This is a genomic window from Azospirillum sp. P4_B5 (assembly GCF_056402275.1).
Window position 1 is genome coordinate 175,449 of the sequence record NZ_JBFUHT010000002.1, and the last position, 25,600, is coordinate 201,048.

The following is a 25,600-nucleotide window of genomic DNA, read 5'->3' on the forward strand; positions in this document are numbered from 1 at the left end:
TTGCATGGGCAACGTTTTCTTTCTGCCTTCTTTTTTTGCGGAGACACACATGGCCAACGTGGCGGTGGTCGGCGCCCAGTGGGGCGACGAGGGCAAGGGCAAGATCGTCGACTGGCTGTCCAGCCGGGCCGACGTGGTGGTGCGCTTCCAGGGCGGTCACAACGCCGGCCACACGCTGGTGATCAACGGCGTGACGTACAAGCTGAGCCTGCTGCCTTCGGGCGTGGTTCGGCCGAACAAGCTGTCGATCATCGGCAACGGCGTCGTCTTCGACCCCTGGGCCTTCATCCGCGAAGTGACGGCGATCAAGAGCCAGGGCGTGGACGTGTCCCCCGCCACGCTCCAGGTCGCCGAGAACGTTCCGCTGATCCTCCCGGTCCACAGCGCGCTCGACAAGGCGCGCGAGGAGGCCCGCGGCGCCGGCAAGATCGGCACGACCGGCCGCGGCATCGGCCCGGCCTATGAGGACAAGGTGGCCCGCCGGGCCATCCGCCTGTGCGACCTCGGCGACGAGGCGGTGCTGAAGGAGAAGGTGGACGCCCTGCTGGCCCACCACAACCTGCTGCTCCGCGGCCTGGGCGCGCCGGAGATGACCCCGGCCGACATCCTGGACCCGCTGCGCGAGATCACCCCGCAGGTGCTGCCCTACGCCTCGGTCGTCTGGAAGACGCTGGACGAGCTGCGCCGCGCCGGCAAGCGCATCCTGTTCGAAGGCGCGCAGGGCCAGATGCTCGACATCGACCACGGTACCTATCCGTACGTCACCTCCTCCAACACGGTGGCCGGCAACGCCGCCGCCGGCAGCGGCATGGGCCCGCGCGCCGTCGGGTACGTGCTGGGCATCTGCAAGGCCTACACCACCCGCGTCGGCTCCGGCCCGTTCCCGACCGAGCTGTTCGACGACGTCGGCGAGCTGATCGGTCAGCGCGGCAAGGAGTTCGGCGTGGTCACCGGACGCAAGCGCCGCTGCGGCTGGTTCGACGCCGTGATGGTCCGCCAAGCGGTGAAGACCGGCGGCATCGACGGCATCGCCATGACCAAGCTGGACGTGCTGGACGGCTTCGACGAGATCAAGGTCTGCGTCGGCTACCGGCTGGACGGGCAGGAGCTGGATTACTTCCCGGCCAACGCCGGCGCCCAGGCCCGCGTCGAGCCGATCTACGAGACCTTCGAGGGCTGGAAGGACAGCACCCACGGCGCCCGCTCCTGGGCGGAGCTGCCGGCCCAGGCGGTGAAGTACGTCCGCCACGTCGAGGAGCTGATCCAGGCCCCGGTGGCCCTGCTGTCCACCAGCCCGGAGCGCGACGACACCATCCTGATGAACGATCCGTTCCAGGATTGAGCCGGGCACACGGTCGAGGAGTGGTCGAAGCGGGCCCCCMCCCAACCCWCCCCCCGCTCTCGGCGGACCGTAGGTCCGCCTGCCGCGTCAGCGCAAACCTCTAGTTTGCGCGAGAGCTTCGCAGGGGAGGGCTTTTCTCCTCCCCCTGCAAAGCGGGGGGAGGTCGGGAGGGGGGCCCAAATCAACCACTTCCCCCCGCGTTAACAATTTGTTTGCCCTTTTCGAGCGACTAAGGCTGGCACACGCTCGCAGGCTCTGGGGATTCGAACGCCATGCCATCCGATGCCATGACCGCAGCCGCCGCGGATCGGATGATGGCGAACGCCGAGCCGGTCAAGCTGGCCGAGCGGTACGAGATCCACCCCAGCGCGCCGCTCGCCGCGCTCAACGCCATCGGCGGCAACGCCTACACGGCCAAGCCGCTGCGTGACAAGCGCTCCGAAGCCTTCGCCATCATCGGCCACGGCGCCACGCTGGCCCGCACCGACATCGCCGCCACCGTGGCCAGCCTCGACAACCAAGCCCACATGCGCCTGCTCGACTGGGGCATGGTGGATTGGCCGGCGAGCCAGGGGCGCCGCCTCTGCATGATCTTCGAGCGTCCGGCGGGCAAGCGGCTGATGAACAGCCTGACCGAGGCCACGGACCCGATCCCCGAAGACCATCTGACCCGCCAGATCATCCATCCGCTGGTCGCGGCGCTCAAGGAACTGTCGAGCCGCGGCGTGGTCCATGGTGCGATCCGCCCGACCAACCTCTATTACCGCGATCTGGCCTCCAGCAGCCTGATGCTGGGCGAATGCCTGTCCACCCCGCCGGGCTACGGCCAGACGGTCCTGCTGGAGACGGTGGAACGCGGCATGGCCTCGCCGGCCGGGCGCGGCACCGGCACCATGGCCGACGACCTCTATTCGCTGGGCGTGACGCTGCTGCTCCTGCTTTTGGGGCGCAACCCGGTAGGGGCGGCGGAGGACGAGGCGATCCTCCAGGCCAAGATCGAGCGCGGGTCCTACCCGGCGCTGGTCGGTCAGATGCGCCTGCCGCTGGCGATCAGCGAGGTGATCCGCGGTCTGCTGGTGGACGATCCCAAGCAGCGCTGGACCCTCCAGGATCTCGATCTCTGGGTGGCCGGCCGCCGCCTCAGCCCGAAGCAGCCGCAGGTGCCGCGCCGCGCCGCCCGCCCGCTGGAATTCCAGGGGCAGGATTACTGGCATTGCCGCACGCTGGCCCGCGCCTTCGCCCGCCATGTGGCGCCCGCCGCCACCGTCATCGAGGGCGGCGAGCTGGACAAATGGCTGCGCCGCTCCATGGGCGACGACGCCCGCGCCGAGGCGGTGGCGAACGCGGTGCAGACGGCCTCGACCACCGGCAAGGGCGGCAGCATGGCCGAACGGCTGGTCGCGCGCGTCTGCATGGCGCTGGACCCCGCTGCACCCATCCGCTACCGCGGCAAGGCGATGATGCCCGACGGCATCGGCACCATGCTGGCCGAAGCCTTCCTGCGCGGCGAGTCGCCGCAGCCGTCGGCCGAAGTCCTGGCCAACCAGCTTCCCATGTTCTGGGTGAGCGTGCAGAGCGACTTCAAGCCGGAGTTCGTGCCGATGGTGCAGAACTTCGATCAGGTCCGCGGTCTGCTGGACCGCACGGGCCATGGGCTGGGGGTGGAGCGCGTGCTCTACGAGATGAACCCCACCATGCCCTGCATCAGCCCGCTGGTCGCCAAGCAGATGCCGACCACCCCGGCGGAGCTGCTGCGCGCGCTCGATTGGGCGGGGGCGGGGAGCGAGCGGCACAAGGACCCCATCGACCGCCACGTCGCCGCCTTCCTGGCGGTGCGGCACCGGCGGACCGACGAGATGCTCTACACCCAGCTCGGCTCCAGCATCGAGCCGATGCGCCGGGTGATCGCCATGCTGACCATCCTGGCCGACGTCCAGGCGCGCACCGGCACGGATTCGCTGTCGCACCTCGCCGCCTGGGTGGTGTCGTTGCTCGATCCGGCCTTCCGCCGTTTCCACAGCCGGCCGCACCAGGACAACGTGCGCAAGCTCGCCGACTCCGCCGCCCACAACGGACGCCTCGGTGATCTGCTGAAGATCGTCGACGATCCGGAGGCGCTGCGCCGCGACAAGCTGGAGTTCGAAGCCGGCCAGATCGCCTACCGCGAGGCCGATGCCGAGATCAACAAGCTGCGGCAGAGCATCGGCGACCGGAACAGCATCATCGAATCGTCCGGGCGGCAGGTGGCGGCGATCGTGTCGAGCCTGCTGTCCACGATTCTGGTCGGCGGCATCATCCTCTTCTTCGCCTTCTGACGGCGGCCTTCAAACCAAGGATCGGGTGGCACCCATGGCGCGCGGCGGCAAGAGCGGCGGAAAGAAGAAGAAGCGCAAGGGCAGCATGCTGACGCTGATCCTGCTGATCATCCCGGCGGGTCTGGTGGTGCTGCCCACCTCGATCCTGTTCGGCATCGGCATGATCCCGACCATCGTCGCCTACGTCACCGACCGCGACCCCGAAAAATCGGCGCCGATCACCGTCGGTGGGCTGAATTTCTGCGGCTGCATGCCCTACGCCATCGAGCTGTGGAAGCACAACCACACCATCGGCGCCGCCGGCAAGATCTTCATGGACCCGCTGGCCTGGCTGGTGATGTACGGATCGGCGGCGATCGGCTGGGCGCTCTATTTCGGGATTCCGCCGATGGTGGCGAATTTCGAGGTGATGCGTGCCGAGAAGCGGGTCAGCGCGCTGAAGGACGTGAAGGTCGGTCTGGTCCAGGAATGGGGGCCGGAGGTCGCCGGCGACCTGTTCGACGAGGCCGGCGGCCTCTCTCCGGACGAGCAGGACCAGATGGCCGAACCCGCGGGGGCGTAAGGGGAGTGTATTTCCCTCTCCCCGCTTTCGGCGGACCAAAGGTCCGCCTGTCGCGTCAGCGCAAACGAAGTTTGCGCGTGAGCGGAGGGGAGAGGGTTAATTACCCGGCCAGCTTCTGCTCCACCGCGGCGTTGCGGATGGCCTTCTGGAGCTTCTCGAAGGCGCGCACCTCGATCTGGCGGACGCGCTCGCGGCTGATGCCGTACTTCTGCGACAAATCCTCCAGCGTGGTGGGGTTGTCGCGCAGGCGGCGCTCCTCCAGGATGTCGCGCTCGCGCTCGTTCAGGTTCTCCATGGCGGCGGTCAGCAGCTTGCGCCGCTTGCCCAGCTCCTCGTTCTCGGCCAGGGAGATTTCCTGGTTCGCCGTCTCGTCCACCAACCAGTCCTGCCACTCGCCCTCGCTGTCGGCGCGCAGCGGCGCGTTCAGCGAATGGTCGGGGGCGCTGAGACGGCGGTTCATGTTGACGACGTCCTGCTCCGGCACGTCGAGGGTCGTGGCGACGTGGCGCACCTGCTCGGGCGACATGTCGCCCTCCTCGATGGCCTGCATCTGGCCCTTCAGGCGGCGCAGGTTGAAGAACAGCTTCTTCTGGGCCGCCGTGGTGCCCATCTTCACCAGCGACCAGCTGTGCAGGATGTATTCCTGGATGGCGGCGCGAATCCACCACATGGCGTAGGTCGCCAACCGGAATCCGCGGTCGGGGTCGAACCGCTTCACCGCCTGCATCATGCCCACGTTGCCCTCGGAGATCAGCTCCGACAGCGGCAGGCCGTAGCCGCGGTAGCCCATGGCGATCTTCGCCACGAGCCGCAGATGGCTGGTCACCAGCTTGTGCGCGGCGTCCGAATCCTCGATCTCCTGCCAGCGCTTGGCCAGCATGTACTCCTCCTCTGCCGCGAGCATGGGGAACTTGCGGATTTCCTGGAGGTAGCGCGAGAGATTGCTTTCGGAACTGATGACCGGAACGCTGGATGTCGTCGCCATGTTGGACCCTCTCCGACGGCTGTTCTTCGTGCCTTCTCACGGGCACACGGCCGTTCACTGTTCTGCGCCGCCTCGCCGTCCGCTTGCCCGTTCGATCCGCCGGGGATGGTCCCGGATGCAAGCGTGAGCGCTGGCGGCTGTTGACGCGAAGAATAACCGACTTCTGCGCGCGGGTATAGTGGATTACAGGGATTCTAAGAAATCTGACAAATCATTAATATCCGTGGGTAGCGGCGCCTGGAAGCGGACCGTCTCCCCCGTTGCCGGGTGCCGGAAGGTCAGCCCCACGGCGTGCAACGCCTGCCGTGGAAAGCCAACAAACCGGTCGCGATGGGGTTCCGGCAAGGCTGAGGCGTGCTTGCCGCCGGCGCGCCCGGCACGCCCCTTGCCATAGAGCGGATCACCCACGATGGGATGGCCGATGTGCGCCATGTGCACGCGGATCTGGTGGGTGCGCCCGGTCTCCAGCGTGCATTCGACCAGCGCGAGCGCGGTGCCGAAGGAGCGGACGACGCGGTAGCGGGTGGCCGCGTGCTTGCCGCCGCCGGTGACCACAGCCATCTTCTTGCGGTCGGTGGTGCTGCGCCCGATGTTGCCCTCAATCCGCCCCTCGCGGGGGGAGGGGACGCCCCAGACGAGCGCCTGGTAGGTGCGGCTGAGCGTGCGGCCGGAGAACTGCTCCGTCAGCGCGTGGTGCGCGCGGTCGTTCTTGGCGATGACCATCAGGCCGCTGGTGTCCTTGTCGAGGCGATGGACGATCCCCGGACGCCGCACGCCGCCGATGCCCGACAGGCTGTCGCCGCAATGGGCGAGCAGGGCGTTGACCAGCGTGCCGTCCGGATTGCCGGCGGCGGGGTGGACCACCATGCCCGCGGGCTTGTCGATCACCAACACGTCCTCATCCTCGTAGACCACGTCCAGGGGAATGTCCTGGGCCTCGGGCTGTGCAGGTTCAGCTTCGGGGATGAAAACGTCGAAAGTTTGTCCGGGCTTGACCTTCATCGACGGGTCGGTGACCGTCCGCCCGGTGCCGTCCCGCACGCAGCCCTTCTCCAGCAGCGCCTGCACGCGCGACCGCGACAGGCCGGGAAGGCCGGTGGACAGGGCCTTGTCGAGCCGCTGGCCGCCGGCCTCCTCCGGAACGCTCCAGCGCTGCCGCGTGCCTTCGCCGGTTTCGCCGTCCTGCGTTCCGGTGTATTCGTCCTCATCGTCGTCGAATTCGGTGCGTTCGGGCATCGTTCGGCAAAACTCCTCACATTCGCGCGAGAGTGGACCCCAAACCGTGCAGTTCCTCAAGGCACTCATTGTCATCATGGGCGTGATGATCATCGCCGGCTTCGCGTTTCTCGGCGTCGAACTCTACAAGCGCATCAACGATCCGGAGCGCCGGGCCGCCATGGATGCCGAGCGGGCAACCGCCGCCGCCGGCCGCACGGAGGAGGTCACGCTGGGTCTGCCGGCGGGCGCGCGTCTGGGCGAGCCGGTGGCGGTGGGCAACCGCGTCGTCTTCCGCGTCACCATACCGGACGCCGCGGACCGCCTTTATGTGATGGACCCGCGCACCGGCGCCATCGCCGTGACCGTCACCGCCGGAGCCGCCGCGCCATGACCACCCCATTCCTGTACGACTTCCGCAGCGACAATGTGGCCGGCGCCGCGCCGGAGGTGGTCAACGCGCTGGCCGCGGCCGCGGTCGGGTCCGCCGATCCCTATGGGCAGGACCCGTGGACCGCCAGCGTGACCCGCCGCCTGTCGGCCCTCTTCGAGGCCGAGGTGACGGTGTTCCCGGTCGCCACCGGGACGGCGGCCAACGCGCTGGCCCTGTCGGCCCTGGTCCCGCCCTACGGCGCGGTCTATTGCCACCAGGAAAGCCACATCCACGTCGACGAGTGCGGCGCGCCGGAAATGGCCACCGGCGGGGCCAAGCTGGTGCCGCTGGCGGGGGAGGGCGGCAAGCTGAGCCCCGCCGCCCTGACCGCGGCGCTGTCCGGGGCGGGCATCGGCGTGGTGCACCGGGTGCAGCCCGCCGCCCTCAGCCTGACCCAGGCGACGGAGGCCGGGACGGTCTACCAGCCGCAGGAGGTGGCGGCCTTGTCCGACGTCGCCCACGCCCACGGCATGGCGGTGCACATGGACGGCGCCCGCTTCGCCAACGCGTTGGCCCGGCTGGGCTGCGCCCCGGCGGAGGTGACCTGGAAGGCCGGGGTGGACGTGCTGTCGCTGGGCGGCACCAAGGGCGGCTGCCTCGCCGCGGAGGCGGTGGTGTTCTTCAACCCGGCGCTGGCCGAGGATTTCGGCTTCCTGCGCAAGCGGGCCGGGCATCTGGTGTCCAAGGGCCGCTTCCTGTCGGCGCAGCTCGACGCCTGGCTGGCCGACGACCTGTGGCTGCGGCTGGCCCGCCACGCCAACGCCATGGCCGACCGGCTGTCGCAGGGCCTCGCCGCGCTGCCGGGGGCGGAACTGGCCCATCCGGTGGAGGCCAACGAGGTCTTCGTGCGGCTGCCCGCCGCGGTGGCCGACGGGCTGGAGTCTGCGGGCTACCGCTTCTACCGCTGGGAGGGCGATCTGCTGCGTCTGGTCACCGCCTTCGACACGCCGCAGGCCGTCGTGAACTCTTTTCTGAAAATCGCCAAAGCTCTGTCAGAAAAGGCTTGATCGGGGCGGGTGGGTTCGCTAAAAACCCGCCACGCCGACGACGCCACGTCGTCAGACGACGAAAGACTGTCCCCTTCGTCTAGAGGCCTAGGACACCGCCCTCTCACGGCGGTAACAGGGGTTCGAATCCCCTAGGGGACGCCACTTTCGTTCGGCTGGCAACCGAGCATCGCCCGATGAAGGTCCCCTTCGTCTAGAGGCCTAGGACACCGCCCTCTCACGGCGGTAACAGGGGTTCGAATCCCCTAGGGGACGCCATCCTTTCCGGCATCAACGATCCACGGCCCGCCTTTCTGCGGGCCGTCGTCGTTTCGGCTTTACCGTTTTGCGCCGGTGGAGCGGGAGACGCTCAGCTCGGCGACCTCCTCCTGCTTGGCGGCGGGCAGGCCGGCGGAGCGCACCACGCTGGAATCGTGGGGATGGACGCGGCGCGGGTAGACGCTGTGGACCTTCACCACATAATCCTGCGTCTCGCGGTAGGGCGGAACGCCCTTGTACTGGACCACGGCCCCTTCGCCCGCGTTGTAGCCGGCCAGCGCCAGAGTCACGTTGCCGTCGAAATAGGCCAGCAGCCAGCGCAGATACTTCATGCCGCCGCGCAGGTTCTGCTCGGGGTCGAAGGGCTTGGTCACGCCGAAGCGTTCCGCCGTCTCGGGGATGAGCTGCATCAGCCCCATGGCGTTCTTTTCCGACACCACATCCACACGGTAACCGGATTCCACGGCGATCACCGCCAGCACCAGATCCGGGTCGAGCCCGTAGCTGGGGGCCATCTTGGTGACCATGGCGCGGATTTCCTTGGGCGGCATGCGGATCACGCCCCAGCGCACGCTCGGCGGTTCGCAGCGGTCGGGCGCCTTGCCCGCCGCCCCCTTGCCCGAACTGCTGGCCGGCTTGACCATCTGCGCCGCGTTGTCGTTGCCCAGCAGGGCGGCGCGGCGCAGCCAGGAGCGGCCGAGTTCCTCGTCCTTCGACACCGCACCCCGCCCGGCCATGTGCATCCGCCCGGCGCGGTAGGCCGCCTCGGCGTAGTCCTGGCGGGCCGCCCGGCAATAGAGGGAGAGGGCCATCCGCTCGTCCCGGTTCACGCCTTTGCCGACCTCGTAGCGCATGGCCAGCTCGTACTGGGCGCGGGCGCTGCCCTTGCCGGCGAGTGCCTCCAGCGCGCGGATCGTGCGCTCGCCCGTGCTCTGGAAGGCCGGTGGCTGGGCGGCGGCCGTCTGTACCGACGTCTCCTGTGCCGTGGCCGGCAAAGCCGTCAGAAAGGACGCGATCAGCCCGCCGGCGGCCAAAGCCACCACGCTTTTCACCGCCTTCACACGCCTTCCGCCAATTGGTGAATCCGGGCGGTCTTTCGGCGTATGCGGGAAGATCGGCGCGCTAGCGCCAACGTCCGGCTGTCCACGAAAGACGTAATGCGATATGGTTCCGGCCAACAGAGGAAGCGGACTACAATGAAATAAGACTTCCGCTAAGGGACGGAAACGCCGCCTATACAGAGAAGAAGAACCGCTGGCAGCGGACCTGCGGATGGATGAATGAGCGAATTCATCGTTGGCCATAGACATGGCTATCCCGCAAAGGAGATTTGAGGTCGGTTGGTGAAAGCCAGCCGGCCTTTTCCTTTTGAGCAAAGTCATGAAGCCTCCCGTATGTCCGGAGACGATACCTCATCCCCGAGCGAATGCTACGGGAGCAATCGGACGATCCATGGCATTTAGGGGTAATCTCGCCAAATTGTTAAGGGGCTTAGCCTTTTTCCCAACTGGCAGCCCCTGTGGTGCGCCATTACGTACTGATGGACCGACGATTGTCGTTGGAGAATCCGGTTAAGCCCCGCGCGCATTCGGCGCAAGGCGGGGTCCGGAGCGATGGTTCGGGCGTTTCCAGACGCGCCCGACATGATCGGGACATCTTTCGGTACACAGGGAGGCAGCGTTCCACCGATGGCGAACCACGTCGCGAGTTCCTTGCGCCGTCCGGCAAGCGGCCCCGCGCCGCTTGACCCCGTCGCCCTCAAGCCGGTGATGGGAAGCCGCCGTGCGGACGAGGACGAGTTGAACGTTGCGGTCGAAGCCGAGGATGGCGTCGAAGCCGACGATCCGCCCGCCGAGGACGCGGCAGAAGCGCCCCAGGCACCCTTGGCGCCCCCCGATCCGGCGATCATCGCGCAGATCGAGGCGGAGATTCCCCGCCTGCGCCGTTTCGCCCGCGCCATGGTGCGGGACGCCACGCTGGCCGACGACCTCGTCCAGGAATGTCTGGAGCGTGCTTTGTCGCGCCTGCATCTGTGGCGGCCCGGCAGCAACCTGCGCGCCTGGCTCTTCACCATCCTGCGCAACCTGCACATCAACGGCATCCGTCGTCGGCAGGCGGTCGTGGACATCGACGGAGAAGGGCAGGCGGCGATCGGCGCCGCCCATGGCGGGCAGTTCGTCCGGCTGGAGCTGCGCGACCTGAAGCGCGCGCTCGGTCTGCTGCCGACCGAACAGCGGGAGGTGGTCCTGCTGATCGGGCTGGAGGGCATTTCCTACGGCGAGGCCGCCGACATTCTCGGCATCTCCATCGGCACCGTGAAGTCGCGCCTGTCGCGCGGCCGTCGTGCCCTGCGCCAGCTCATGGAAGGGCACAGCCCGACCGACGACGATTGACCTGTCCGCACTTCAGGCCGCGTTCCGCATCCGCTCACGGCTGACCGCACAGAGAAACCGGCAACGCTCCGGATGGGGCGTTGCCGGTCAGGTGCGAGGCTAACATCGAGAGGCTTTGGGGGTAATCGCGAGCCCGACCCTCCGAAACGTGAAGGCCGGACTCGGGCGCGCTGCGGGAAACGCCCGCCCGGACGGTTCCGGGCGGGTGCTGGGTCTAGCGGCGCCTGACCAGGCCCAGAATCAAACTCGCCGCGAACAAGATAAGGAAGAGGAAGAACAGGATTTGCGCAATGCCCGAAGAGGCTGACGCAATTCCGCCGAAACCGAGTGCGCCGGCGATCAGCGCGACCACGAAGAAAACAAGTGCCCAATAGAGCATCCTAACCTCCCTCGCTCGGCCCGAAGCGCGTTACGGCTCGTCCGGCGCGCAGTCTGTTGAACGTCATACTCTGTGAAGAGCGTGTCAGTATTGTGCAAAACACCGCGCCGATCTGAAAGGTTCCCGGACCCCACTCCAGCAAAGAGCTTTTTTTGGGTAGGGTCGGTTCCAAAAGGGGGAGGCGCATCCCGATAACGCTGGCTTGACCGCAACAACGTCCGACGAGCGCTGTTGTCGAGTTCGCCAGCCTGCTTGGTTCCGGCCGGGCGGGTGAAAAGGCGCAGCACCGCTCCGCCGGTGCGAGACGCCGTATCGAGAGAAGAGGATGCCATGAACGCCAAACTGTCCCTCGCCGTTCTCGCCGCGACCCTGGCCGCCGCTCCCGTCGCGATGGCCCAGACCTATCAGAACAACGCGCCGCAGGTCCCTTACGAGCGCTCCAGCCCGTCGGGCCTGCCGACCACCAGCCCGCAGGTCGAAAGCCTGCCCGGCGAGAGGGCCGACCCCTGGAGCAATCAGACCCAGAACCGGATGCCCGACGGCCGCATGCCCGACCGCGTGACCAGCGGCAGCGCCGAATCCACCGTCGGGTCCGGCGCCGCGGGCACCTACGGCAGCACCGGCACCTATGCGACGCCCGGCACCTACGGTTCGACCGGGACCATGAACAACAGCGTGCCGAACAGCGGCGCGATGGGGACCACCGGGTCGGCCACCGGCACCATGCCCAACACCATGCAGGGCAACCGGCAGGTCATCATGAATGTCGATCCGAACACCGCCCAGCGCGCCGAGCGCGGCCAGAACCGCAAGGAGCTGATGCAGACCTCTCTGCTGAACTACTTCAGCGCCGCCGGCTTCACCTCCGTCCGCGACTTCCGCAAGCAGGGTGAGAACTACGTGGCGGAGGCCCAGTCGGCCAACGGCACCTGGAGCACCGTGCTTCTCGACGCCAAGACCGGGACGATCTCCGAAATCCGCTGATTCCAGGTCCGCCTCGGCTCAGTCCATCAGCCGCGGCCATGATCCGGTCAGGCGGCCGTAACCCGCCACGACCGACGCGTCATACAGGGGCAATGGCTGGCGCAGCCGTTGCCCCGCGTCGCGTCCGAGGGTGCGCACCGCGGCCGCCAACCGCCCATCCGGCGGCCAGGAGCCTCCGGGACTGAAGGGCATGGTCAGCGCGATGCCCTGCTCCAGCCGCCCGCCGTAGCGGCTCTGCGCGCCCTCCGGGCCATCGGTCCAGGTGACATGGCCGGACAGACGGAGGCCGCCGTCGAAGGCGCGCATCAGTTCGACCGTGCCGCCCCAATCCCCGCCGAGATAGCGACCCAGCCGCAGCACGCCCGTTGTGGCGGCCCCCGGCGTTTCCCAATAGAGGCTGGCGTGGCCGGTGTTCCGTCCGCTTTCCGGGGCAAGGCGCAACGCGTCGTCAGGCGGGCGCTTCCAGACGCGGTTGAGGTCAAGCCCGAGCGCCCAGCGCGCCGTCAGGGGGCGGTACAGCGCCTCGCCTCCCACACCGCCGAACATCTCCTCGAAATGGCCGACGGACAGGCGCGTGTTCCAGCTCTCGGAGGGGGCGGCCAGCCACGCCGCGTACAGCCGCTCGACCGCGGCGTGGCGGTCGGCGTAGCGCGGCAGGTCGCTGCGCACCGGTTCCGCCGCCGGGATGGCGTTGGTGTCGAGGAGGTGGAGGTTATGGCTGAGGTTCACCCGCAGCCCGCCGCTGAGCACCAGCCCGCGCAGCGGTTCCGCCGTCAGCACGGCGTCGCCGTAGGTCCGCTGCACCAGCGGCGCGCTCTGCTCGAACAGGCTGGCCTCTACGGTCGGGGCGACGGTCAGGGCGAGCCGCGACGCCCAGTCCGGCGGAGGGCCGGCGGAGCGGTCGATGCGGGCCGTCCGCCAGATTTCTTCAGGACTGCCGCGCTTACCGGCCGCCTGTTCAACGGCGCGGCGCGACAGGGTGACGGCCGTGCCGTCCAGCCCGGCGCCGCCGGTGACGACGCTCAGCCATTCGACTGCCGGCGGCGCGCGGTCGGCCAGCAGGCGGGCGGCGCGCCCCACCTCCTGCGCCAGCGGGGCGGTGCCGGTTCCCGCCGGGTCCAGCCACAGGGCGGCGCGGTCGCCGTCGATCACGGCGGAGCGGGCGGGCAGCCGGTGAAGCCGGGCCAGGGCCGTGATGTCCGGAGCGGACAGGGCGGCGTCCGGCGAGGCCGGGCGGGCGCCGACCGTGGGTGGTGGCGTGCGCGGGGTGGTCTCCACGTCCTGCCGTGGGTCGAAGCGCGCGGCGAGGCGCAGCATGGCACGCGATCCCTGCTCGACGCCGGCGCCGACCTCCAGCCAGTTCCAGGGACGGTAGGCGAGGCCGGCGTTCAGCGGCAGGCCGGGCCGGAAGCTCGGGTCGTCCTGCTGCTGGGCGCGGAAACTGTCGGCGCTGTACTCCAGCTTGATGCTGAGCCCCTCCAGCGGCGTGTGCCATTCGACACCACCGAACAGGGCCGCGCGCTTCCCGGTGAACCACGCCTCCGGCCCGCGGGAGGCGGCGTTGGCCGGGTCGCGGTCGCGCTTGAAGCGCCCGCCGAGGAAGTGCAGCGGGTTGCGGATATGCCCGTAGTCGCCGAGCCCACCCCAGCCGATGCCCAGGCTGAGATCGACATCCCACCAGCGGCGCGAGGCGACCAGATACTCGCCCGCGAAGCGCCCCTTGCCCGGCAGGTCCAGCCCGCAGCCGGTGACGTCCCGCCCGCCGACCGCCAGAGCCGGCCACCATGGCCCTTCGCGCAGCAGGCGCAGCTTGGCGTCCACCCCCGGTTCGCTGAGGCCGTGCCAGCTCGGGTAGGTGCTGTTGCGCAGCGTGACCTCAAGGCCGGGAAGGAGCTGCGCCCCGGCGAAGGCGTGGCGGTGCAAGCCACCGAGAGCGGTCAATCCGGCGGTGACGGTGCCGTCCGGCAGGCCGCGCGCGGTCGGCGTCTGAAGCAGCCCGACGGTTCCCCAGTCGGACAGGGTCGCCTCAAGCCCTTCCGCCCGCGCGGGCAAAGCGGAAATGGACAGCGCAAGGAAGAGGAGAACGCGATTCACGCCATGGTAGAGATTGCTGTGGGATATTCCCGACCAATGGCATTGTCATGCGTATGAATGCAATCATAAATCCTCCCCCTGGGCGGAGGCTAATACGTGTCGCCAAAGTGCCTATCCGGGCAAATGCTGCACCTGTCCTGTTCAGGCCAGACGAAAATCGCCACTGCGAAGCGCCGCCCACACGGCGGAGAGTGTCTCATCCGGGGCCTGACCGCCTGTCTCGATGACGTGCTTTTCGAGATCGCCCAGCGCAGAGAACTGCCGATGGAGCGCAGCGATCGGCACCGGGTCGGTAAGCGTATTACCGCCTCGTTGGCGGCAGCGGCCAATCGCTGCGTCAAGCTCTGGACGCAGCACGATGTAGTGGACGGGCTTCGTGAGATTTCGAAATGGGGCAAGGAACCAAGGACCTACGATCCCGTCCACGATCACAAAGTAATCTCCTCCCGCGTAGCCCTCAGCAGCTTGTGCCAGCACGGCCATCACGCATTCGTTCTGTTTATGTGCCTCGGGCAGATAAGGCGGGATGGCTCCCTGACGAATGAAATGCCAGAAGTCATCTCCATGGAGATGAACGGCTGCTGCAGACGACGAGCGCACGAGGCTGAGCGCCGTAGTGCTTTTCCCGGCACCTGGTGGCCCGGTGAGGATGAGGACATGTCCACGGTTATCAAGCATGGTGCAATGTATACTGTCCTTGGCGAGGCTGTCACCTTGTTGCGAGGGCGCCTCTTCCGGGCCGGTCAAGGGCATCGTCGTCTGTAAAGACGAGGCGATCATGGCGTCGGGCGGCATGGGAGCGGGCACGGATCACGCTGCTGTCGATCAGGTGCGCATTCGGGCCGGCGTTTGGCGCCCTGGTGCTTAATTCCGCGACAATCGGGCTCCGGATTCCGACAACCGTCCAGAGGTGCAGATGGCGCCACGCGGTGCGGCAGTTCATTGCATTGCCCGGCAGCGGCAGCGGCAGCGGCAGAGCCTAGAGCGCGACGGCGGTGCAGGTCAGGCCCATCGTCTCCGCGGTGTTGGCGATCGCGGACAGGCAGGTGTCGGCGCGCTCCGGCGGGATCGAGACGGCGAAGCGGATGGTGTAACGCCCGCTCTCCCGCTCCGGCAGGGTCTGGGCGTCCAGCCGGACGATGTTCGCCTCGAACTGGGTGAAGATCTCCGACAGACGGGCGATCAGGCCGGGCTGGTCGCCGCCCGACACCTCCACACGGTGGGTGATGCGGGCGAGCGGACCGGGGTTGGGGTCGAAGTCGAAGGGCGTGACCTTGATTTGCGCGCCGGCCAGTTCGGGCAGGCTGGCCAGCCCCTCCTGCACCTCCCCGACGGGGACGTCGTCCGGCAGTTCGCAAACCGCCGAGAACTCCGCCCCGGACCCCATCACCGCGAAGGTCGCGTCGCGCAGGTTGGCCCCCAGCCCGAACAGATGGCCGGTGACCGCCGAGACGAGACCGACGCGGTCGGGGCAGAAGGTCGAAACCAGCGCGAGGGACGACACGGGCGAAACCTCCGATGCTGAGCCCTCTCCCCCTGGGGAGAGGGTTGGGTGAGGGGGCGGTGCGCCCGGCAGGGCGAAGAAAAACGCCGGATGAGTCGGCGTGGCGCGCCTTCGGCGCCCCCTCATCCCGACCTTCTCCCCAGGGGGGAGAAGGGAAACATCAGGCCGCCGTGCCGCCCACGGTCAGGCCGTCCAGGCGCAGGGTCGGCTGGCCGACGCCCACGGGGACGCCCTGGCCGTCCTTGCCGCAGGTGCCGACGCCGGGGTCCAGCTTGGTGTCGTTGCCGATCATCGACACGCGGGTCAGGCTGTCCGGGCCGTTGCCGATCAGGGTCGCTCCCTTCACCGCCGGACCGAGCTTGCCGTCCTCGATCAGATAGGCCTCGTTGGCGGAGAAGACGAACTTGCCGCTGGTGATGTCCACCTGCCCGCCGCCGAAGTTCTTGGCGTAGAGGCCCTTCTTGACCGACTTGATGATCTCCTCCGGCTCATAGGCGCCGGGACGCATCACGGTGTTGGTCATGCGCGGCATGGGGTGGCAGGCGAAGCTCTGGCGGCGCCCGTTGCCGGTCGGGCGCATGCCCATCAGCCGGGCGTTCATGCGGTCCTGCATGTAGCCGACCAGGATGCCGTCCTCGATCAGCGTCGTGCACTGGCCGGGGGTGCCCTCGTCGTCCACGGTGATCGAGCCGCGGCTGTTCTCGATGGTGCCGTCATCCACGATGGTCACGCCGGGCGCGGCGATGCGCTGGCCCATCAGCCCGGCGAAGGCCGAGGTCTTCTTGCGGTTGAAGTCGCCCTCCAGCCCGTGGCCGATGGCCTCGTGCAGCAGGATGCCCGGCCAGCCGTTGCCGAGAACGACGGTCATCTCGCCCGCCGGGGCGGGAACGGAGGACAGGTTGACGAGCGCGGAGCGCAGCGCCTCGTCGACGAAGGCCCGCCACGTCTCCGGCTGCATGTAGTGTTCGTAGGTGACGCGCCCGCCGCCGCCGTGGCCGCCCGTTTCCATGCGGTCGCCCTCGGCCACCACGACGGAGACGTTCAGCCGGACCAGCGGGCGCAGGTCGGCCACGCGCACGCCGTCGGCGCGGATGATCTGCACCGCCTGCCACTCGCCGCTGATCGAGCAGGAGACCTGCCGCACCCGCGGGTCCTTGGCCCGGGCGTAGGCGTCGATCTCCGCCAGCAGCTTCACCTTCGCCTCGAAGGGGACCAGGGGCAGAGGGTTGTCGGGGATGTAGAGCGCGCGGTTGGTGCCGGCGGGCGGCTCGGCGAAGGTGCCGGCGTGCCCGGCCTGGACGGCGCGCACCGTCGCGGCGGCGCGGCGGATGGCGTCCTCCGACAGGCTGGAGGCGTGGGCGAAGCCGGTCGCCTCGTCGGCGATGGCGCGCAGGCCGAAGCCCTGGGTGGTGTCGAAGCTGGCCGCCTTCAGCTTGCCGTCGTCCCAGCCCAGCGATTCGCTCTGCGCATATTCCAGATACAGTTCGCCGTCGTCCGCCCCCCGCAGCGCGTCGGCCACCACCCCCTCGACACGGGACCGGTCCAGGCCGGCGCGGTTGAAGAACAGATCGTCGGTGACGGCAAGCGCGCTCATGGGGACTCCGGGGTATCGGTCTATCGTAGGACAACGATGCGGCACCGGCGCTCTCGCACCCGCACCCGCGATGTGGTCTAAGATCAGACTTATAGTGTGGCGACGGGCGGCCCATCCGGCAAGGCTCGTCGTCTCTGGGCGGAAGGGGCTTGGAAGGGGAATGGCCGCGATGACCGACGACGCGCTGGCGATGGGCCGCACCGGCAACGGAGACGCCGGCCGCTCCCTGGCCCACCCCCTGAAGAACCACGCCCTGCGCGTGACCCTGACCAACGAGGTGCACACCCGCCCGCCGGAGGTTCTGTCCACCCCGGTGCGCGCCACCATGCTGGCGATGCTGTCGGGGGAGGGCGCGTCGGAGGCCGACCGGCTGCATCTGGAGAAGCTGTGCGACTGGGCCGGCGTGCCGCGCCCGCCCGCCGGGGCCACCCATTACAGCGGCTCCTTCGGCAGCTTCCGCCTGAAGTGGGAGCGGCACACCGAATTCTCCACCTGGACCGTCTTCCGCCCCAGCGCCGCGTCCCCGGCGGGCGTGCTGGTCGATCCCTTCCTGGAGCCGGCGCTGAACGCGGTGCCGAAGGATTGGCTGGCCGGGCTGCCGGGCGAACTGATGGTCGGCGTCCATGTCGCCGTCCTCGATGCCGAATCGCCGGAACCCTCGGCCAACATGCTGGCGGCGATGTTCGGCTCGCCCAGCTACATCGGCACGCGCATCTCCGGGCGGGCGGCGACGGCCTGGACCGACTTCCGCATCCATGGCGACGGCTTCTCGCGCATCCTGATCGCCGACCATGCGATGACCGCCAACCAGGCGGGCCGCGTCGTGCAGCGCCTGCTGGAGATCGAGACCTACCGGGTGATGGCGCTGCTGGCCTTGCCGGTGGCGCGCGGCGTGCTGCCGCGCATCGGCCCGATCGAGGCCGATCTGGCCGACCTGACCACCCGCATCGCCACCCTGCGCGGCCTGGACGACGAGCGGGAGCTGCTGGACCGGCTGACCCTGCTGGCCGCCCAGACCGAGCAGATCGCCGCGGAAACCGCCTACCGCTTCGGCGCGGCGCGCGCCTATTACAACCTCGTGGAAAAGCGCATCGTCGAGCTGCGCGAGATCCGCATCGAGGGGTTGCCCACGGTGGGCGAGTTCATGGACCGCCGCCTCGCCCCGGCGATCCGCACCTGCGAGGCGGTGGAATCGCGTCTGCAGGCCCTGTCCCAGCGCGTGGCTCGCGCCAGTGACCTGCTGCGCACGCGGGTGGAGATCGCCGTGGAAGGGCAGAACGCCGAGCTTCTCCTCTCCATGGACAAGCGGGCGCAGTTGCAGCTTCGCCTGCAGGAGACGGTGGAGGGGCTGTCGGTGGTGGCGATCAGCTACTACCTCGTCGGCATCGTCGGCTACGCCGCCAAGGGGCTGAAGGGACTCGGCATGAAGGTCGATCCCGACCTGCTCGTCGGGCTGATGATTCCCATCGTCATCGCCTTCGTCTGGTCCGGCGTGCGCCGAATCCGCAAGGTCATCACCAGCGGGCACTGACGGCCCCGGAGCTTTTCCGTTCCAACACGGTGGTGGGGTACCGCAGCGCGCACGGCGACCGGAAGGCGCCACCCGCGGAAGGTCCCTTGCGTCCCGCGACTCAGGCGTGCAAGCCTAAAAACTTGATTTTCCGAGACAATTCGCTGTACCATCAAACTGCGACAGCTTGTCGCAGTGCGAAGCCGATACCGAAACTCAACTTCTGTTTTGATGCGGGCTTGAAACCGGCATTGCGCCTATGTCCTTCGTGTAGGGACGCCTGACTTGTACCCAAGCGCAGTGCAGGGTTAAGCTCGCGCTGCGGGGACCGTGCCACCCACAAACGGCACGATCCCTGCATAGACCGGCACCGTCGCAACGCCCGGACGCGCAACCGCCCGACAGGGGTGGAACGCACCAGGGAAACAGGGGCGAAGGCGGGTCCGGCGGGAAGGGACGACCGCCGTCCACGACCGTGGGCGGCGGGTAACGAAGAGGGTGGGGATGAAGACGCAGACCCTGAACGCTGCCGTTCTGGCGGCGCTGACATCTTTGTGTGGATTTGCCGCGACCGGTTCCGCCGCCGAACCCCATCCCTGGCAATTGGGGCTTCAGGAGGCGGCCACGCCGGTCAAGCACGCCATGGACTCGTTCCACGATCTGCTGACGGTGATCATCGTCGCCATCGTCATTTTCGTGGCGGGGCTGTTGGCCTGGGTGGCGCTGCGCTTCAACGCCAAGAAAAACGCCGTGCCGTCCACGACCTCGCACCACACGGTGCTGGAGATCGCCTGGACGGTCATCCCGGTCATCATCCTGATCGTCATCGCGGTGCCCTCCTTCAAGCTGCTCTATCAGGCGGAGCGGGTGCCGGAAGCGGAGATGACCCTCAAGGTCACCGGGCGGCAGTGGTACTGGGACTACGAGTATCCCGACCACGGCAACATCGCCTTCTCCAGCTACATGATCCAGGATTCGGAGCTGAAGCCCGGCCAGAAGCGCCTTCTGGAGGTCGACAACCGCGTGATCCTGCCGGTCGGCACGACGGTACGCGTGCTGGTCACCGCGGGCGACGTCATTCACTCCTGGGCGGTGCCGAGCTTCGGCGTGAAGAAGGACGCGGTGCCGGGCCGCGCCAACGAGACCTGGGTGCGGATCGAGAAGGAAGGCGTCTATTACGGCCAGTGTTCCGAGATCTGCGGCGTGAACCACGCCTTCATGCCGATCGCGGTCGAGGCCGTCTCGAAGGAGGCCTTCAACCAGTGGGTCGAGAAGGCCAAGACCGCTTACGGAACCCCCGACACCAAGCGCGACGTTGCCGAGGCGCAGTCCTCAGAGGTGGCGTCCGCCGGGGCCGTCCAGTAAGAATCACGCTTTGGATGCAGCGGCACCTCAAAGAAAAATCATTCCGCCGACGCGAGGGTTAGAGACATGGCAAACGCCAATCCGGGGGAAGCGCAGGGACACGGCCACGGGCATGACCACGACCACCACATGCCGGGCTTCGTCGAGCGTTGGTTCTTCTCCACGAACCACAAGGACATCGGAACGCTCTACCTGATCTTCTCGGTGATCGCCGGGCTGATCGGCGGGTTGTTCTCGGTCATCATGCGTCTGGAACTCCAGTCGCCGGGCATGCAGTTCGTCAGCGACGGGCAGGTCTGGAACGTGCTGATCACCGCGCACGGCCTGATCATGGTGTTCTTCGTGGTGATGCCGGCGTTGATCGGCGGCTTCGGCAACTGGTTCGTGCCGCTGATGATCGGCGCGCCCGACATGGCCTTCCCGCGGCTGAACAACATCAGCTTCTGGCTGATCGTCCCGGCCTTCCTGCTGCTGCTGGGCTCCGCCTTCGTGGGGCAGGGGGCCGGCACCGGCTGGACGATCTACCCGCCGCTGTCCTCGCCGCTGGGCCACAGCGGGCCGTCGGTGGACATGGCGATCTTCGCCCTTCACCTCGCCGGCGCCTCGTCGATCCTGGGTGCTGTGAACTTCATCACCACCATCTTCAACATGCGCGCGCCGGGCATGACGCTGCACAAGATGCCGCTGTTCGTCTGGGCGATGCTGGTGACGGCCTTCCTGCTGCTGCTGGCCGTGCCGGTGCTGGGCGGCGCCATCACCATGCTGCTGACCGACCGCAACTTCGGCACCAGCTTCTTCAACCCTGAGGGCGGCGGCGACCCGATCCTGTTCCAGCACCTGTTCTGGTTCTTCGGCCACCCCGAAGTCTACATCATGATCCTGCCGGCCTTCGGCATCATCAGCCACATCGTCTCGACCTTCTCGCACAAGCCGGTGTTCGGCTATCTCGGCATGGCCTACGCGATGGTCGCCATCGGCGTGGTCGGCTTCGTGGTGTGGGCGCACCACATGTACACGGTGGGCCTGGATGTCGACACCAAGGCCTACTTCACCGCCGCCACGATGATCATCGCGGTGCCGACGGGCGTGAAGATCTTCTCCTGGATCGCCACGATGTGGGGCGGGTCGATCGAGTTCCGGGTGCCGATGCTGTGGGCGCTCGGCTTCATCTTCCTGTTCACGGTCGGCGGCGTGACCGGCGTGGTGCTGGCCAACGGCGGCATGGACATCGTGCTGCACGACACCTACTACGTCGTCGCGCACTTCCACTACGTGCTGTCGCTGGGCGCGGTCTTCTCGATCTTCGCCGGCTGGTACTACTGGATCGGCAAGATGTCGGGGCGCCAGTATCCGGAGTTCTGGGGCAAGGTTCACTTCTGGACGACCTTCATCGGCGTGAACCTGGTCTTCTTCCCGCAGCATTTCCTGGGTCTGGCCGGCATGCCGCGCCGCATCCCGGACTATCCGGACGCCTACTGGGGCTGGAACATGGTCTCCTCGTTCGGCGCCTATCTCTCCTTTGCGTCCACGCTTCTCTTCGTGTGGATCGCGTACAAGACCCTGCGCAGCGGCGAGAAGGTTGAGGCGGCCTACTGGGGACCGCAGGCCGGCACGTTGGAGTGGACCGTGAGTTCGCCCCCGCCGTTCCACGCCTTCGAGACGCTGCCGCAGGTGAAGTGAACGATCGTTCGTGACCATGACGCCGGGGGAGCCGGGAAGCTCCCTCCGGCCAGAGAGCCGAAAAGCCAGAGGATAGTGCAGAATGACGGACCTGAGCATTGAACGGGTCTCGACAGGTCCGGTCTCCGGATCGACGCCGGGTGACTACATCGAGCTGCTGAAGCCGCGGGTGATGTCGCTCGTGGTCTTCACCGGGCTGGCCGGCATCGTGCTGGCGCCCGGCCACATCCATCCCGTGCTGGCGGCGGTGGCGGTGCTGTGCATCGCGGTCGGGGCCGGTGCCTCGGGCGCCATCAACATGTGGTACGACCGCGACATCGACGCGGTGATGACGCGCACCGTCCGCCGCCCGATCCCGTCGGGTCGGGTGGAGCCGGACAACGCGCTGGCCTTCGGGGTGATCCTGGCCGCGGCGTCGGTCGTGGTGATGGGGCTGGCGGTCAATTGGGCGGCCTCGGCGCTGCTGGCGATGACCATCGGCTTCTACGTGTTCATCTACACGATGTGGCTGAAGCGGCGGACGCCGCAGAACATCGTGATCGGCGGGGCGGCCGGCGCCTTTCCGCCGATGATCGGCTGGGCGGCGGTGACGGGTGGAGTGGAGTTGCCCTCCATCCTGCTGTTCCTGCTGATCTTCCTGTGGACGCCGCCGCATTTCTGGGCGCTGGCGCTGTTCCGCAACGGCGACTACACCCGCGCCGGGGTGCCGATGATGCCGGTGGTGGCCGGGCCGGACTCCACCAAGCGGCAGATGCTGGCCTACACGCTGGTCCTGCTGCCGGTGGCGGTGGCCCCGTACTTCCTGGGCATCGGCGGCCTCACCTATTTGATCGGGTCGAGCCTGCTGGGCGCCTACTTCGTGCTGTGCGCGGTCCGCGTGCTGCGCGCCACCGACGACAAGCCGGCCAAGCGGATGTTCGGCTTCTCGATCCTCTACCTGTTCCTGCTGTTCGCCCTGCTGATGGGCGAGCATCTGGTGAGCGGAATCCTGACGACCGGAGGCGGGGCATGACGATCATGGACGAATCCCACGAGGAACGCCGCAAGCGGCTGCGCGGGCGCAACTACGCGGTTCTGGCCGCGCTGATCGGGCTGGTGGTGATGTTCTACGTCATCACGCTGGTGCGGATGGGCGGACACTGACCACCACGACCGGATCAACGCAAGGGGAGGAAGCGGCGCCATGAGCGACCGGCCTGAAAGCGACAAGGGGCTCCGGCGGAAGAACCGCCTGTTCATGGCCGGGCTGTTCGGCCTCGTCTTCGGGATGGTCGGGCTCGCCTACGCCTCGGTGCCGCTCTACGCGCTGTTCTGTCAGGTGACCGGCTTCGGCGGCACCACCCAGCGGGCCGACGCCGCGCCCGCGCGGCAGGTCGACCGCGTCATCAAGGTCCGCTTCAACGCCGACGTGAACCAGTCGCTGCCCTGGCGCTTCAAGCCGGAGCAGAAGGAGCTGACGGTGAAGCTGGGCGAGATGGGGCTGGCCGCCTATCAGGCCGCCAACCGGACCGACCGAGCCACCGTGGGGACCGCGCTCTACAACGTCACGCCGGACAAAGTCGGCAAGTACTTCAACAAGATCGAGTGCTTCTGCTTCACCGAGCAGGTGCTGGAGCCCGGTCAGTCGGTGGACATGCCGGTGGCCTTCTTCGTCGATCCGGCCCTGGCCGACGATCCGGCGATGGAGGATGTGACCACCATCACCCTGTCCTACACCTTCTTCCGCGCCAAGGACGAGACCCAGGTGCTGGCGCAGCACGCGACGCAGGCCGCGGGTGCGAAAGGCACCGGGACCGCGGCGAACTGAGAACGCTGTAAAAAAGAGACAGTCTGAACAGAGAATTAGGGCTGAACGAAGAAATCGGGCGAAACAAACCGGGGTTGGAAAGAGACGATGGCCGACATCACGCACGCGCACATGCCGCATCCCCCAGCCTCCGCGCACGGCGCGGGGGAGGGCGCCGGCATCCCGCATCCCTACCATCTGGTGAAGCCGAGCCCCTGGCCTCTGCTGGGCGCCTTCGCGGCCGGTCTGTTCGCGACGGGCATGATTATCTACATGCACGGCGGCGGCTGGCTGCTGGCGGCCCTCGGCTTCGCGTCCATCCTGGGCGTGATGTTCGGCTGGTGGCGCGACGTCATCAAGGAGGCGGTGCGCGAGGAGGCGCACACCCCGGTGGTGAAGATCGGCCTGCGCTACGGCATGGCGCTGTTCATCGCCTCGGAGGTGATGTTCTTCGCCGCCTTCTTCTGGGCCTTCTACGACGCGGCTCTCTACCCCAAGGTGTTCGCCGAGAACCCGCAGGGCGTCTGGCCGCCGCCGAACATCACGGTGCTGGAGACCTTCCACCTGCCGCTGATGATGACGCTGATCCTGCTGCTGTCGGGCGTTACCGTCACCTGGGCCCACCACGCGATTCTTGAGGGCCGCAACAAGGAGGCGTCTCGCGCGCTGGGCCTGACCGTCCTGCTGGGGGTGATGTTCACCTTCTTCCAGGGCTGGGAGTACGCCCACGCCGCCTTCGGCTTCACCCAGGGCATCTACCCGTCGACCTTCTACATGGCGACCGGCTTCCACGGCTTCCACGTCATCGTCGGCACCATCTTCCTGGCGGTCTGCTGGTTCCGCACCATGAAGGGCCACTTCACCCCGCAGAGCCATTTCGGCTTCGAGGCGGCGGCCTGGTACTGGCACTTCGTGGACGTGGTCTGGCTGTTCCTGTTCGTGTCGATCTACTGGTGGGGGTCGCTGGGCGCCACGAGCGGCCACTGAACGATCCCCCCTGTCGCCTTGCGAAGCCCTTCTCCTCCACCGGGGGAGAGGGGCTTCCCATTCCTGGAAGGAGGCGAATGATTTGAGCACCTACTACACCAGCCCCTCGCCTCTGATCGCCGGCCTGCGCTGCGCCTGCCCGCGCTGCGGACGGGGCAAACTGTTCGACGGCTACCTGACGGTCAACGAGCGCTGTTCGGTGTGCAACCTGAACCTCGCCCGGCAGGACAGCGGCGACGGGCCGGCGGTGTTCCTGATCTTCATCCTGGGCTTCCTGGTCGTGCCGGTGGCGCTGTGGGTGTCGATGACGGTGGACTGGCCGCTGTGGCTGCACGCCATCGTCTGGAGCATCGTCGTGCTCGGGCTGGCGCTCGGCATGCTGCGCCCGGCCAAGGCCTACGTCGTGGCGCTGCAATACCGCCACCGCCGCAACGAGTTGGAGGACCCGGACGAGTGACCATGACCGCCGCCGCCGAATCCCGCCGCTTCCGCCCCTCGCTGTGGGCGACGCTGATCACCGTGCCCGCCGTGCTGGTCATGCTGGGGCTGGGCACGTGGCAGATGCAGCGGCTGGCGTGGAAGGAGGATCTGGTCCGCCGGGTGGAGCAGCGGCTGCACGCGCCCCCGATCCCGCTGCCCTCCGCCATTACCGATCCCGAGGCGCTGGAGTTCCGTCCGGTGACCGTCACCGGGCGCTTCCTGAACGACAAGGAACTGCTTCTGGTGGCACGGCCCCGGAAGGGGCAGGCGGGCTACGAGCTGCTGACACCGTTGCAGCGCCCGGCGGAGGACGGCGGCGGCGTGGTGCTGGTCAACCGCGGCTTCCTGCCCATGGACAAGCGCGCGCCCGTCAGCCGTCCGGAGAGCCGGGTGGAGGGGCCGGTGACCGTCACCGGTCTGGTCCGCCTGCCGCAGCCCGCCGGCTGGCTCCAGCCGGGCAACCGGCCGGGGGCGGAATCCTGGATGCGGCTGGACCCGCCGGCCATGGCCGCCGCCGTGAAGCTGGAGAACGTCGCCCCGCTGGCGGTCGAGATGACTCCCGACCCGGCGCGCGGCAACGCGCCGCTGAACGGCATTCAGCCGCTGGTCGAGTTGCCCAACAACCATAGGCAATACGCGTTCACCTGGTATAGCCTCGCCGCGACGCTGGTCGTCGTCTATGTGCTGTCCCAACGCCGGAGGACCGGTCCGGGATCCTAGGAGTTGC

The 25,600-nt window shown here is 67.9% G+C and carries 24 protein-coding genes and 2 tRNA genes; 18 read left to right on the top strand and 8 right to left on the bottom strand.

Features of this window, described 5'->3' with window-relative positions:
- Positions 1-49: 49 nt before the first annotated feature.
- The 3 genes from AC1DVI_RS02430 to AC1DVI_RS02440 all read left to right on the top strand — a co-directional run bounded on the left by AC1DVI_RS02430 (position 50) and on the right by AC1DVI_RS02440 (position 4,219).
- Entirely contained in the window at positions 50-1,342 is a 1,293-nt protein-coding gene (locus AC1DVI_RS02430) for an adenylosuccinate synthase (RefSeq protein ID WP_145678478.1), read from the top strand.
- Positions 1,343-1,614: 272 nt separating this feature from the next.
- The gene (locus AC1DVI_RS02435) at positions 1,615-3,657 is read left to right on the top strand and encodes a serine/threonine-protein kinase (RefSeq protein ID WP_476956621.1); all 2,043 of its coding nucleotides are present in this window, start codon (positions 1,615-1,617) and stop codon (positions 3,655-3,657) included.
- A 34-nt stretch (positions 3,658-3,691) separates the two neighbouring features.
- Entirely contained in the window at positions 3,692-4,219 is a 528-nt protein-coding gene (locus tag AC1DVI_RS02440; protein WP_145626465.1) for a hypothetical protein, read from the top strand.
- A gap of 100 nt (positions 4,220-4,319) precedes the next feature.
- Here the strand turns inward: AC1DVI_RS02440 and rpoH are convergent, their stop codons facing one another.
- Both rpoH and AC1DVI_RS02450 read right to left on the bottom strand, forming a co-directional pair.
- The gene (gene rpoH / locus AC1DVI_RS02445; RefSeq protein WP_145626466.1) at positions 4,320-5,204 is read right to left on the bottom strand and encodes an RNA polymerase sigma factor RpoH; all 885 of its coding nucleotides are present in this window, start codon (positions 5,202-5,204) and stop codon (positions 4,320-4,322) included.
- Positions 5,205-5,387: 183 nt separating this feature from the next.
- Positions 5,388-6,440: an RluA family pseudouridine synthase gene (locus tag AC1DVI_RS02450; RefSeq protein WP_476956622.1), complete on the bottom strand. Its 1,053-nt coding sequence runs from the start codon at positions 6,438-6,440 to the stop codon at positions 5,388-5,390.
- A gap of 46 nt (positions 6,441-6,486) precedes the next feature.
- On the opposite strand from AC1DVI_RS02450, the gene AC1DVI_RS02455 reads away from it, so the two are divergent.
- The 4 genes from AC1DVI_RS02455 to AC1DVI_RS02470 all read left to right on the top strand — a co-directional run bounded on the left by AC1DVI_RS02455 (position 6,487) and on the right by AC1DVI_RS02470 (position 8,117).
- Complete coding sequence (locus AC1DVI_RS02455) at positions 6,487-6,813, top strand: hypothetical protein (RefSeq protein WP_145678483.1); 327 nt, start codon at positions 6,487-6,489, stop codon at positions 6,811-6,813.
- Complete coding sequence (locus AC1DVI_RS02460) at positions 6,810-7,859, top strand: threonine aldolase family protein (protein WP_476956623.1); 1,050 nt, start codon at positions 6,810-6,812, stop codon at positions 7,857-7,859. The genes AC1DVI_RS02455 and AC1DVI_RS02460 overlap by 4 nt, the downstream gene beginning before the upstream one ends.
- A 68-nt stretch (positions 7,860-7,927) precedes the next feature.
- Positions 7,928-8,003: transfer RNA gene (locus AC1DVI_RS02465), tRNA-Glu, on the top strand.
- A gap of 38 nt (positions 8,004-8,041) precedes the next feature.
- Positions 8,042-8,117: transfer RNA gene (locus tag AC1DVI_RS02470), tRNA-Glu, on the top strand.
- A 59-nt stretch (positions 8,118-8,176) separates the two neighbouring features.
- On the opposite strand, the gene AC1DVI_RS02475 is transcribed toward AC1DVI_RS02470, so the two are convergent.
- Positions 8,177-9,178: a transglycosylase SLT domain-containing protein gene (locus AC1DVI_RS02475; protein WP_476956624.1), complete on the bottom strand. Its 1,002-nt coding sequence runs from the start codon at positions 9,176-9,178 to the stop codon at positions 8,177-8,179.
- A gap of 627 nt (positions 9,179-9,805) precedes the next feature.
- On the opposite strand from AC1DVI_RS02475, the gene AC1DVI_RS02480 reads away from it, so the two are divergent.
- On the top strand, positions 9,806-10,510 hold the full coding sequence (locus AC1DVI_RS02480; RefSeq protein ID WP_476956625.1) for a sigma-70 family RNA polymerase sigma factor: 705 nt from the start codon (positions 9,806-9,808) through the stop codon (positions 10,508-10,510).
- A 214-nt stretch (positions 10,511-10,724) separates the two neighbouring features.
- Here the strand turns inward: AC1DVI_RS02480 and AC1DVI_RS02485 are convergent, their stop codons facing one another.
- Positions 10,725-10,889, bottom strand: coding sequence for a DUF1328 domain-containing protein (locus tag AC1DVI_RS02485; RefSeq protein WP_149163311.1), 165 nt, complete (start codon positions 10,887-10,889; stop codon positions 10,725-10,727).
- A gap of 330 nt (positions 10,890-11,219) precedes the next feature.
- Here AC1DVI_RS02485 and AC1DVI_RS02490 point away from each other — a divergent pair, with 330 nt between their 5' ends.
- A complete protein-coding gene (locus AC1DVI_RS02490; RefSeq protein ID WP_149163312.1) occupies positions 11,220-11,873 on the top strand; it encodes a hypothetical protein in 654 nt (217 codons plus the stop codon).
- An 18-nt stretch (positions 11,874-11,891) separates the two neighbouring features.
- Here AC1DVI_RS02490 and AC1DVI_RS02495 read toward each other — a convergent pair whose 3' ends face one another.
- The 4 genes from AC1DVI_RS02495 to tldD form a co-directional block, all read right to left on the bottom strand.
- Positions 11,892-13,967 carry a YjbH domain-containing protein gene (locus AC1DVI_RS02495; protein WP_476956626.1) on the bottom strand — a complete coding sequence of 692 codons (2,076 nt, stop codon included), beginning with the start codon at positions 13,965-13,967 and terminating at the stop codon, positions 11,892-11,894.
- Between the two features lie 141 nt (positions 13,968-14,108).
- Positions 14,109-14,762 (bottom strand): AAA family ATPase, encoded by a 654-nt coding sequence (locus AC1DVI_RS02500; RefSeq protein ID WP_476956627.1) that lies wholly within the window; start codon positions 14,760-14,762, stop codon positions 14,109-14,111.
- A gap of 184 nt (positions 14,763-14,946) precedes the next feature.
- Positions 14,947-15,471: a glycine cleavage system transcriptional repressor gene (locus AC1DVI_RS02505; RefSeq protein ID WP_476956628.1), complete on the bottom strand. Its 525-nt coding sequence runs from the start codon at positions 15,469-15,471 to the stop codon at positions 14,947-14,949.
- A 160-nt stretch (positions 15,472-15,631) separates the two neighbouring features.
- Positions 15,632-17,065 carry a metalloprotease TldD gene (gene tldD / locus AC1DVI_RS02510; protein ID WP_149163315.1) on the bottom strand — a complete coding sequence of 478 codons (1,434 nt, stop codon included), beginning with the start codon at positions 17,063-17,065 and terminating at the stop codon, positions 15,632-15,634.
- Positions 17,066-17,234: 169 nt separating this feature from the next.
- Between tldD and AC1DVI_RS02515 the strand changes: the two genes are divergently transcribed.
- The 9 genes from AC1DVI_RS02515 to AC1DVI_RS02555 all read left to right on the top strand — a co-directional run bounded on the left by AC1DVI_RS02515 (position 17,235) and on the right by AC1DVI_RS02555 (position 25,593).
- On the top strand, positions 17,235-18,596 hold the full coding sequence (locus AC1DVI_RS02515; RefSeq protein WP_476956652.1) for a DUF3422 family protein: 1,362 nt from the start codon (positions 17,235-17,237) through the stop codon (positions 18,594-18,596).
- Between the two features lie 483 nt (positions 18,597-19,079).
- The gene (gene coxB, locus AC1DVI_RS02520; protein ID WP_476956629.1) at positions 19,080-19,940 is read left to right on the top strand and encodes a cytochrome c oxidase subunit II; all 861 of its coding nucleotides are present in this window, start codon (positions 19,080-19,082) and stop codon (positions 19,938-19,940) included.
- Between the two features lie 66 nt (positions 19,941-20,006).
- The gene (gene ctaD / locus AC1DVI_RS02525; RefSeq protein ID WP_476956630.1) at positions 20,007-21,620 is read left to right on the top strand and encodes a cytochrome c oxidase subunit I; all 1,614 of its coding nucleotides are present in this window, start codon (positions 20,007-20,009) and stop codon (positions 21,618-21,620) included.
- Positions 21,621-21,702: 82 nt separating this feature from the next.
- Positions 21,703-22,632 (top strand): heme o synthase, encoded by a 930-nt coding sequence (cyoE, locus tag AC1DVI_RS02530; protein WP_476956631.1) that lies wholly within the window; start codon positions 21,703-21,705, stop codon positions 22,630-22,632.
- Positions 22,629-22,763 (top strand): hypothetical protein, encoded by a 135-nt coding sequence (locus tag AC1DVI_RS02535; RefSeq protein ID WP_256380051.1) that lies wholly within the window; start codon positions 22,629-22,631, stop codon positions 22,761-22,763. Before cyoE ends, AC1DVI_RS02535 begins: the two co-directional genes overlap by 4 nt.
- A gap of 40 nt (positions 22,764-22,803) precedes the next feature.
- Entirely contained in the window at positions 22,804-23,427 is a 624-nt protein-coding gene (locus tag AC1DVI_RS02540; protein WP_149163320.1) for a cytochrome c oxidase assembly protein, read from the top strand.
- An 87-nt stretch (positions 23,428-23,514) separates the two neighbouring features.
- Positions 23,515-24,393, top strand: a complete 879-nt coding sequence (locus tag AC1DVI_RS02545) for a cytochrome c oxidase subunit 3 (RefSeq protein WP_476956632.1) — start codon at positions 23,515-23,517, stop codon at positions 24,391-24,393.
- Between the two features lie 82 nt (positions 24,394-24,475).
- Positions 24,476-24,850, top strand: a complete 375-nt coding sequence (locus AC1DVI_RS02550) for a DUF983 domain-containing protein (RefSeq protein WP_476956633.1) — start codon at positions 24,476-24,478, stop codon at positions 24,848-24,850.
- A 2-nt stretch (positions 24,851-24,852) separates the two neighbouring features.
- The gene (locus AC1DVI_RS02555; RefSeq protein WP_476956653.1) at positions 24,853-25,593 is read left to right on the top strand and encodes an SURF1 family protein; all 741 of its coding nucleotides are present in this window, start codon (positions 24,853-24,855) and stop codon (positions 25,591-25,593) included.
- Positions 25,594-25,600: the final 7 nt, after the last annotated feature.